The sequence below is a fragment of the Siphonobacter sp. BAB-5385 genome, assembly GCF_002261125.1.
Lineage (GTDB): Bacteria > Bacteroidota > Bacteroidia > Cytophagales > Spirosomataceae > Siphonobacter.
On record NZ_NMPS01000030.1, the window covers coordinates 1 to 238 of the forward strand.

Consider the following 238-nt stretch of genomic DNA (forward strand, 5'->3'; position numbering starts at 1 on the left):
CAGGTTCTTACCTAGCTTGGAGGCTATGAACGTCGTTTTGGCGGGGCTGACAGCGGCGGCAGCAATTTTACCCTCCGAGACGCTACCATCCACCAGGCTCGAACGAATCCGAAACCATCCCGTGCCATTGCTGATGACCTGGTCACCCGCCTCGTAGTTCTCTGTCAGACCCGTAATCGACTGCGTGCCCGCCTGAGAGACCAGATAGTAGGAACCATTTGAGGTAGGCGTAGTGGTT

Annotated in this window: 1 protein-coding gene; it reads right to left on the reverse strand. The window is 56.3% G+C overall.

All coding sequences use genetic code 11. From position 1 onward, the window contains the following. The coding region (locus tag BWI93_RS27600; protein WP_176454101.1) for a hypothetical protein at positions 1-238 on the reverse strand (238 nt) is incomplete at both ends.